Genomic DNA, 9,409 nt, shown 5'->3' on the forward strand with positions numbered 1-9,409 from the left:
GACGGTTCGAAGGTCGGTGTGTTCCTCTACTGCCAGGAGCACGCCCGCGAATGGGTGACCCCGCTGACCTGTGTGGAGACCGCCGAGCGGCTGCTGCGCAACTACGCCCGTGACGGGGAGACCAAGAAGCTGGTCGACAACCTCGACATCTTCATCATGCCCACGGTCAACCCCGACGGCGGGCACTACAGCGTGTACGACTACAACATGCAGCGCAAGACCATGACCAACCACTGCCCGGTCAACGCGGCCGACCCCGCGAACCGCAACGCCTGGGGTGTGGACCTGAACCGCAACTTCTCGGTCGGTTCGTTGTTCGACGGCTACAGCGGTGCCTCGGCGACCTGCACCAGCGGCACCTACGCGGGCCCGGCCGAGCTGTCGGAGCCGGAGGCGCGCAACGAGGTCTGGATCACCGAGCAGTACCCGAACATCAAGTTCGCGATGAACACGCACTCCTACGGCGGCTACTTCATGTGGGCTCCGGGCGCGTACAAGACCGCCGGGCGCGAGACGCTGCCGCGGCCCGACTTCGGTACGGAGAACTTCTTCTGGAGCGCCTCCAGCCACATCCTCTCCAGCGTCCAGTCCTGGCGCGGCAACGGTATCTGGCCGGGCCGCACCGGTCCGATACCGGACGTGCTGTACTCCGCGGCCGGTAACAGCGCCGACGAGCACTGGTACAACCGGGGCATCATCGGCTGGAGCTTCGAGGTCGGCGCGGACGTCTACAACCCGGAGACCAAGCGCTTCGAGGCGGTCGGCTTCCAGCCGCCGTTCGCCGAGGGCCACGAGGAGGCGATGGAGTTCTCGTCCGGCCAGATCGGCATCCTGGAGGTGGCCCGTGAGTACGCCGATGACAAGAAGAAACCCGCCTCCAAGGTGAAGGTGACCGACCGGACCGAAACGTCGACCACGTTCACCTTCGAGGTCGACGAGCCCGCCAACGTCTACTACACCCTGGACGGCAGCCGGCCGACGCTGAACTCCACCAAGCTTCTCGCCGCGGGAATGCGCGAGGGCTCCCAGCAGATCACGCTCGACAAGACCTCCGAGGTCCACTGGTTCGCCGTGGACATCGCGGGCAACGTGGAGAGCAACTACAAGCCCGACGGCAATGGCAACAACTACCGCAAGGAGAAGGTGGAGGTCCGCAAGCTCCGCTGACCTCTTGAGATGTTCGTGCGGCCGCCGGTCCACCGACCGGCGGCCGTCCCGATGAGGGGCGACGCCGGCGATCTCCGCGCGCCGCGGGCGGGCGCCTAATGGCCGGTTCTGAAGGCGGCCATCGGGATGTGCAGCCAGGTCGGACGGTTGCGGGCCTCGTAGACGACCTCGTAGGCGGCCTTGTCGAGTTCCAGGGCGCGGAGCAGGACGGCGTCCTCGGCGCGCAGGTGGCCGCCTCCGGCGGAGTAGCCGGCCAGGAAGGAGGAGCGGTTGAGCTCGGCCCACTCGACCGCGCGGGGGCGCAGCTCGTCGGCGTCGACGTGGTCGGCCAGCAGGTGGCGGGCCGCGTAGTCGAAGGAGCGGAGCATCCCGGCCACGTCGCGCAGCGGTGAGGCCAGGGCCCGGCGCTCGGCGATGGGCTGTCCAGGCTCGCCCTCGAAGTCGAGGATGATCCAGTCTGTGGGGGTCCGCATCACCTGGCCGAGGTGGTAGTCGCCGTGGACGCGCTGGACCGGTATCTCCCTGGCCACCTCGGAGACCCGCTGGTACGCCTCCTCGGCGACATGGGCGTGCTCGCGGAGCTCGGGCACCTCGGCGACCGCGACGGCCAGGCGGCGGCCGAACTCCTCGACCATCCGCTTGACCTCCTGCGACTCGATCACGTCGACGGGGAAGGCGGCGGCCAGCTCGTGGTGGACCTGGGCGGTGGCCACGCCGAGGCGGAAGGACTCGGCGCTGAAGTCGCCGCCCGCCTCCGAGGCCGAGGACTCCAGGGCGCCGTAGAGGTCGCGGACGCTGGCCAGCGCCAGCGCCCAGCCGTCGTTGGAGTTCGACAGGAACTCCTGGGTCATCGCCAGCGTGGTGGGCTCGCCGTCGAGGTCGGTCTCGATCCAGCCGTACGGCCGCGCGATGTGGGTGCCGTCACGGAGGGCCAGGGCGGTGACGATCTCCAGTTCCGGGTTGACCCCGGGGGTCAGGCGGCGGAACAGCTTGCAGATGTAGGTGTCGCCGTACACCAGGGAGGTGTTGGACTGCTCGGCGTTGAGCACCAGGCTCCGCAGGGAGGTGTTGATCTCCACCCCGTCGAGGTGCCGGAAGCGGAGCGGGCCCAGATCGCGGTTCTCCGCCATGCCTGTCAGCAGGACGCAGGTGAGGTCGGCGTCATAGGCGGCGTCGTAGTAGTCCTCGCCGATGTGGGCGGGCTTGAAGCGGTACTCATCGGGCGCGTCGGTGCCGAGCAGCAGCTGGTACCGGTCGCGTGCCCCGGCCTGGTGCACCGAGATGACCAGGTGGCGCAGGCGTGGTCCGAGTTGCACGTCCGAGTCGACGACGAGATTGTCGATCGGACGCCCCTTACCGGCGAACCATCGTTGATGGGTGATCCAACCGGTAAGGAGCTCCGTCAACACGGCTTTACGCCTCCTGGGATACGGGCGGCAGGGTGAACCAGTAGAACCCATGCCCAGGGAGCGTCAAAAGATACGGAAGTTCGCCAATCGGCGGGAAAGGAACCCCGCCCATCGTCTCCACCGGAATCGATCCCTCGAAGCGGCGTAGGTCCAGCTCCACCGGTTGAGGGAATCTGGAGAGGTTGTTGACGCACAGGATCCGGTCGTCGCCGAGCTCCCGTACGTAGGCCAGGACGCTCGGATTGGAGGAGTTCAGCTCGGTGAACGCGCCGAGGCCGAAGACCGAGTGGCGTTTGCGGATGTCGATCATCCGCTTGGTCCAGTGCAGCAGCGAGCCCGCGCTCCGCTGCTGGGCCTCGACGTTGAGCGCCTGGTAGCCGTAGATCGGGTCCATGATGACCGGGAGATACAGCCGGCCGGGGTCGCAGTCGGAGAATCCCGCGTTGCGGTCGGGGCTCCACTGCATCGGGGTACGGACCCCGTCGCGGTCGCCCAGCCAGATGTTGTCCCCCATGCCGATCTCGTCGCCGTAGTACAGCACGGGAGAACCGGGCAGGGAGAGCAGCAACGCCGTGAACAGCTCGATCTGGTTGCGGTCGTTCTCCAGCAGCGGCGCCAGCCGCCGCCGGATGCCGACGTTGGCGCGCATCCGGGGATCCTTGGCGTACTCCGAGTACATGTAGTCGCGCTCGTCGTCCGTCACCATCTCAAGCGTGAGCTCGTCGTGGTTGCGGAGGAAGATGCCCCACTGGCAGTTCTCCGGGATCTTCGGCGTCTGGGCCATGATCTCCGAGATCGGGTAACGCGACTCCCTCCTGACCGCCATGAAGATGCGCGGCATCAGCGGAAAGTGGAACGCCATGTGGCACTCGTCGCCACCGGTGGCGGGGTCGCCGAAGTACTCGACCACGTCGGCGGGCCACTGGTTGGCCTCGGCCAGCAGCACCCGGTCGGGGTAGAGCCGGTCGACCTCCGCCCTGACCCGCTTCAGGTACTCATGGGTCCTGGGCAGGTTCTCGCAGTTGGTGCCGTCCTGCTCGAACAGGTACGGGATGGCGTCCATCCGGAACCCGTCGATGCCGAGGTCCAGCCAGAAGCGGAGCACCTCCAGCATCGCGTCCTGCACGTCGGGGTTCTCGTAGTTGAGGTCCGGCTGGTGCGAGAAGAAGCGGTGCCAGTAGTACTGTCCCCGGACCGGGTCGTGCGACCAGTTGGACGTCTCGGTGTCTACGAAGATGATCCGGGCGTCCTTGTAGAGCTCGTCGTGGTCGTTCCAGACGTAGAAGTCGCCGAAAGGACCCTCGGGGTCGTGCCGGGAGGCCTGGAACCACGGGTGCTGGTCGCTGGTGTGGTTCATCACCAGGTCGGCGATGACCCGCATGCCGCGCTTGTGCGCCTCGTCGACCAGCTTCACGAAATCTCCGAGGTCCCCGAAGTCGGGAAGGATCTTCATGAAGTCGGCGATGTCGTACCCGCCGTCGCGCAGCGGCGACTCGTACAGCGGCAGCAGCCAGAGGCAGTCGACGCCGAGCCACTGGAGGTAGTCCAGTTTCTGGATGAGACCGCGGATGTCTCCGGTGCCGTCGCCGTTGGAGTCGGCGAAACCCCGGATGAGAACCTCGTAGAAGACGGCGCGCTTGAACCAGTAGGGATCGCGCGGCTCTTCCTCGTCGAAGGTGTTCGGAATTGGCTCAGGTAGCTGACTCACCAGTGGACTCCCCGCTGTTCTGCCGGTATACGCGTACCCGGCCGGCTCACCGCTGGTTCGCCGCCGCTGCACGCAGAGTGAAGACGTGCGCTGGGTGGATGTGGGGATCGAGGCGCACGTAGTTGTCCTGCCGCCACCGATACGACTCGCCCGACAGTTCGTCGTCCACGACGAACTCGGCTTGCCAGTCGAGACCGAGGGCGGGCATGTCCAGCGACACCGTCGCCTCGTGGGTGTTGTGCGGATCCAGATTCACGACCACGAGGACCACGTCGCCCAGGCCGTGCCGTCGTGTGGCCGTGTCGTAGGCGCCGGGCAGCCGCTTGGAGAAGCAGACCATGTCCGGATGGTTAACGCTGTGAAACCGTAGATTACGCAGTTCCTGGAGCGCCGGGTGCGCTCTTCGGAACAAATTGAGTTGCGTGATGAACGGGGCAAGGCTACGTCCTTCCCGCTCAGCCCCTACCCAATCACGGGGTTTGTATTGATATTTCTCACTATCTAGATATTCCTCACTGCCTGGTCTAACCGGTACATTCTCCGCAAGTTCATAACCTGCATAGACGCCCCAGGTCGGCATCGCCGTCGCCGCAAGTACTGCTCTGATGAGGAATGCCGGGACTCCCCCATGTTGAAGGTACTCGTGGAGAATGTCCGGAGTGTTAACGAACACGTTCGGCCGCATGTACGACGACGTCTCGTGGGAGAGCTCGCTCAGGTACTCCTCGACGTCCGAGCGCGAGTTCTTCCAGGTGAAGTACGTGTACGACTGATGGAAACCGACCTTGGCCAGCGTCCGCATCATCGCCGGCCGGGTGAACGCCTCGGCCAGGAACAGCACGTCCGGGTCCGTGGCGTTGATGTCGGCCAGCAGCCTCTCCCAGAAGGCCACCGGCTTGGTGTGCGGGTTGTCCACCCGGAAGATCCGCACGCCGTGATCCATCCAGAGCCGCACCACCCGCCTGATCTCCTCGTAGATCCCCTGGGGATCCTTGTCGAAGTTCAGCGGGTAGATGTCCTGGTACTTCTTCGGCGGGTTCTCCGCGTAGGCGATCGAGCCGTCGGCGCGGATGTTGAACCACTCCGGATGCTCGGTGACCCACGGGTGGTCGGGGGCGCACTGCAGGGCCAGGTCGATGGCGACCTCCATGCCCAGCTCGCGGGTCTTCGCCACGAAGGCGTCGAAGTCCTCGAAGGTGCCCAGGTCGGGGTGGATGGCGTCGTGACCGCCCTCCTGCGAGCCGATCGCCCAGGGCGAGCCGGGGTCGTACGGCTCGGGGGTCAGGGTGTTGTTGCGCCCCTTGCGGAAGCTCTGCCCGATCGGGTGGATCGGCGGCAGGTAGACGACGTCGAAGCCCATCTTCGCGACGGCCGGCAGCCGCTTCGCGGCAGTCTGGAAATTTCCGGATTTGGGGGCTGCGTCCCGCTCGATGATCGCGCCCTCGGAGCGTGGGAAGAACTCGTACCACGACCCGAACAGCGCCCTGCGGCGGTGGACCACCACCGAGCGCGGCGACGACCTCGTGATCAGCGCGCGCAGGGGGTGCGCGTGCAGCAGTGCGGCCGTCTCCGGAAGCTGGGCGACGGTGAACCGGGCACGCGGGTCGATCCGGGTGTCACGGAGCCTGGCGGCCACCGCCTGGAGCGCGGCGCGGTGCCCGCACGCGTGTGCCTGCGTGACCTTGCCCCGTCTCGCGGTCCTCGCCGCGGGGGTCCTGCCGCTCACCGGCCTGCCGGTCGCGACACTGCCGGTCGCCGGCCCGCAGTCGGCGGCCCGTACGGCTCTCGCCGCACGGTCGAAGAGCCGGGCGCCCTCCTCGCACATCAGGTCGGCGTCCAGGTCGCGCGGGATCTTGATGCCCGCGTCGTGCAGCCAGGTGGCCAGGGGGTCACCCCAGGCCTCCACCCGGAAGCGCCACTCGCCCTCGGTGGGCAGCGTCACCTCCACGCCCCAGCGGTCGGTGCCGGGCCCGAGCTCGCCCATGGGCAGCAGCGGCCCGCGCAGGCCGTCGGGGCCGGTGAACACGACCCCTGCGGCGACCGCGTCGTGTCCCTCGCGGAACACGGTCGCGGAGATCTCGAAGGTCTCACCCGCGGCGGCCTTCGCGGGGTAACGCCCGCATTCGACCGTGGGGTAGATGTCCAGGATTGGGATTCGTCCGATCATCGCGTCTCAAGGTAGCGGCGGCACGCCCGGTACCGCCGGGGAAGTCAGCAAGGAAGGATCTTCGATTTTCAAGCGTCCCCGGCGGCCGTTTTCGGGGCAGGGCGGAACCCTGCCCTGCCGGGACGGCCGGGTCCGAGAGCAGTGCATTCTGGCTCGTAGGTCCGTGCCCTAATAGTCCATCTTCATGCGTGCCGGTGGATAGAGTGCGGGACCTCTTACTCTTCGGCGAGTTGTCCTAACAGTCGATCACCTGCCTTTGATGTGTTTGGGGGTGATTGATAGCGGTGAGAGGGAGACGGGTGAGTGTTTGAGTCGCCCTCGTGGCGCTGAGTAACTAGGGTCTGGCACCGTGAGAGCTATTCGCAGGTTTACCGTCCGCACCGTCCTGCCCCCCGAGCTGGCCTCCCTCGGGGAGCTCGTGCTGAATTTGCGCTGGTCGTGGCACCCGGAGACATTGGATCTGTTCGGCGAGGTCGATCCGGCGATCTGGGGGCGTGTCGGGTACGACCCCGTCGCCCTGCTGGGTGCGGTGGAGGCCGAAAGGCTCCGCGAGCTCGCCGCCGACCGCCGCTTCCTGCGGCGGCTGGCCGACGCGGCCGACGATCTCCGCGAATACATGACCGCTCCCCGCTGGTACCAGACCATCTCCGACGCTCCCCGGAGCATCGCCTACTTCTCGCCCGAGTACGGCATCGCCGCCGCCCTGCCGCAATACTCCGGCGGCCTCGGCATTCTCGCCGGCGACCACCTCAAGGCGGCCAGCGACCTCGGCGTGCCCATCCTGGCCGTCGGCCTGCTCTACCGGCACGGCTACTTCACCCAGTCCCTCTCGCCCGAGGGCTGGCAGCTTGAGCACTATCCCTCCCTCGATCCGGGCGGCCTGCCGCTGACCCTGCTGAAGGAGCAGGACGGCACCCCGGTACGGATCAAGCTCAGCCTTCCCGAGCAGCGCACGCTGCACGCCCAGGTCTGGGTGCTCCAGGTCGGCAGGGTGCCGCTGCTGCTGCTCGACTCCGACGTGGCCGAGAACGACACCGCGGCCCGCGACGTCACCGACCGCCTGTACGGCGGCGGCACCGACCACCGCCTGCTCCAGGAACTGCTGCTCGGCGTCGGCGGCGTCCGCGCCATCCGGGCCTACTGCCGGGTCACCGGGCACGCCGAGCCCGAGGTGTTCCACACCAACGAGGGGCACGCCGGCTTCCTCGGCCTGGAGCGCATCCGCGAACTCACCGAGGCCAGGCTCTCCTTCGACGAGGCGCTGGAGGCGGTGCGGGCCGGCACCGTCTTCACCACGCACACCCCGGTGCCCGCCGGGATCGACCGTTTCCCCGCGGAGATGATCGCCCGCCAGTTCGGCGGCGACAACGCGTGGCCCACGGTCCCGACCGACCGCATCCTCACGCTCGGCGCCGAGGACGAGCCGGGCAAGTTCAACATGGCCGCGATGGGCATGCGGCTGGCCCAGCGCGTCAACGGCGTCTCCGAGCTGCACGGCGCGGTGAGCCGGGAGATGTTCCAGTGGCTCTGGCCCGGCTTCGACGCCGACGAGGTCCCGATCGGGTTCATCACCAACGGCGTGCACGCGCCCACCTGGGTGGGCCGCGAGATCATGGAGCTGGCCGGCCAGGAGCTGCCCACGCTGGTCGAGCGGGCCCAGGGCTGGGAGAGCATCACCAAGATCTCCGACGGCGACGTCTGGGGCATCCGGGGGAGGCTGCGCGAGAAGCTGGTCAGGGCGGCTCGCGCCCGGCTCCGCCAGTCGTGGCTCAACCGGGGCGCCTCCCCGCCCGAGCTCGGCTGGATCGACGAAGCCCTCGACCCCGAGGTGCTGACCATCGGCTTCGCCCGCCGGGTGCCCTCGTACAAGCGGCTCACCCTGATGCTGTCCGACCCCGAAAGGCTCCGGGCGCTGCTGCTCGACCCGGTCAAGCCGGTCCAGATCGTGATCGCGGGCAAGGCGCACCCGGCCGACGAGGGCGGTAAGAAGCTCATCCAGCAGATCGTGAAGTTCGCCGACGCAGAGGACGTGCGGCACCGCATCGTCTTCCTGCCCGACTACGACATGGCCTTGGGCCAGCTGCTCGTCCAGGGCTGCGACGTGTGGATGAACAACCCGCTCCGCCCGCTGGAGGCGTGCGGCACGTCCGGCATGAAGGCGGCGCTCAACGGCGGGCTCAACCTGTCCATCCGCGACGGCTGGTGGGACGAGTGGTACGACGGCACCAACGGCTGGGCCATCCCCACCGCCGACGGCGTCGCCGACCCCGACCGCCGCGACGAGCTGGAGGCCACCGCCCTCTACGACCTGATCGAGCACGAGGTGGCCGACCGGTTCTACGACCGCGCGGACGGCCTGCCCCGGCGCTGGCTGGAAATGGTCAGGCACACCCTGACCTCGCTCGGCCCCAAGGTGCTCGCCGGGCGGATGCTCCGCGACTACGTGGTCGGTCTCTACGCTCCCGCGGCCTCCTCCGCGCGCGCCCTGTCCGGCGACGGGTACGAGCAGGCCAGGAGCTTCGCGGCGTGGAAGCTCAGGGTCGGCAGGGCCTGGCCGGGCGTGCGGGTCGAGCACGTGGAGGCCTCGGGTCTCGGCGACACCCCCGAGCTCGGATCGTCCCTGGGGCTGAAGGCCACCATCGTCCTCGGCGAGCTGGAGCCCGGTGACATCCGGGTTCAGGCGGCCTACGGGCGGGTCGGGGACCACGACGACCTGGCCGCCCCCGCCTACGCCGACCTGACGGTCGAGAACGTGGGTGACGACGGCAGGGCCGTCTTCGGCGGGACCATCCCGCTGGAGCGCACCGGCCCCTTCGGCTACACGGTCCGGGTCGTTCCCGACCACTCCCTGGTGGCATCGCCCGCGGAACTCGGCCTGGTCACGGTGCCGGAGGAGCCGGTGGGCATGACCAACGGCACCCTCCGTTGAGCGCGCGTCCACCCGGCGCGCGCGCCGGG

The 9,409-nt window shown here is 68.1% G+C and carries 5 protein-coding genes; 2 read left to right on the forward strand and 3 right to left on the reverse strand.

Annotated features, from left to right (window positions below):
* Positions 1-1,167: M14 family metallopeptidase (locus ABZU75_RS43230; protein WP_355568248.1), on the forward strand; the 1,167-nt coding region annotated here is incomplete at its 5' end.
* A gap of 95 nt (positions 1,168-1,262) precedes the next feature.
* On the opposite strand, the gene ABZU75_RS43235 is transcribed toward ABZU75_RS43230, so the two are convergent.
* From ABZU75_RS43235 to ABZU75_RS43245, 3 genes are read right to left on the reverse strand one after another with little or no spacing between them, the layout of a single operon-like run.
* Positions 1,263-2,576 (reverse strand): aminoglycoside phosphotransferase, encoded by a 1,314-nt coding sequence (locus ABZU75_RS43235; protein WP_355568251.1) that lies wholly within the window; start codon positions 2,574-2,576, stop codon positions 1,263-1,265.
* A gap of 4 nt (positions 2,577-2,580) precedes the next feature.
* On the reverse strand, positions 2,581-4,284 hold the full coding sequence (gene treS / locus ABZU75_RS43240; protein WP_355568254.1) for a maltose alpha-D-glucosyltransferase: 1,704 nt from the start codon (positions 4,282-4,284) through the stop codon (positions 2,581-2,583).
* 46 nt (positions 4,285-4,330) lie between these two features.
* Positions 4,331-6,451 carry an alpha-1,4-glucan--maltose-1-phosphate maltosyltransferase gene (locus tag ABZU75_RS43245; RefSeq protein ID WP_355568257.1) on the reverse strand — a complete coding sequence of 707 codons (2,121 nt, stop codon included), beginning with the start codon at positions 6,449-6,451 and terminating at the stop codon, positions 4,331-4,333.
* Between the two features lie 349 nt (positions 6,452-6,800).
* Between ABZU75_RS43245 and glgP the strand changes: the two genes are divergently transcribed.
* Positions 6,801-9,380, forward strand: coding sequence for an alpha-glucan family phosphorylase (gene glgP, locus ABZU75_RS43250; RefSeq protein ID WP_355568260.1), 2,580 nt, complete (start codon positions 6,801-6,803; stop codon positions 9,378-9,380).
* Positions 9,381-9,409 lie beyond the last annotated feature (29 nt).

This window comes from Streptosporangium sp. NPDC005286 (genome assembly GCF_040607515.1).
Lineage (GTDB): Bacteria > Actinomycetota > Actinomycetes > Streptosporangiales > Streptosporangiaceae > Streptosporangium.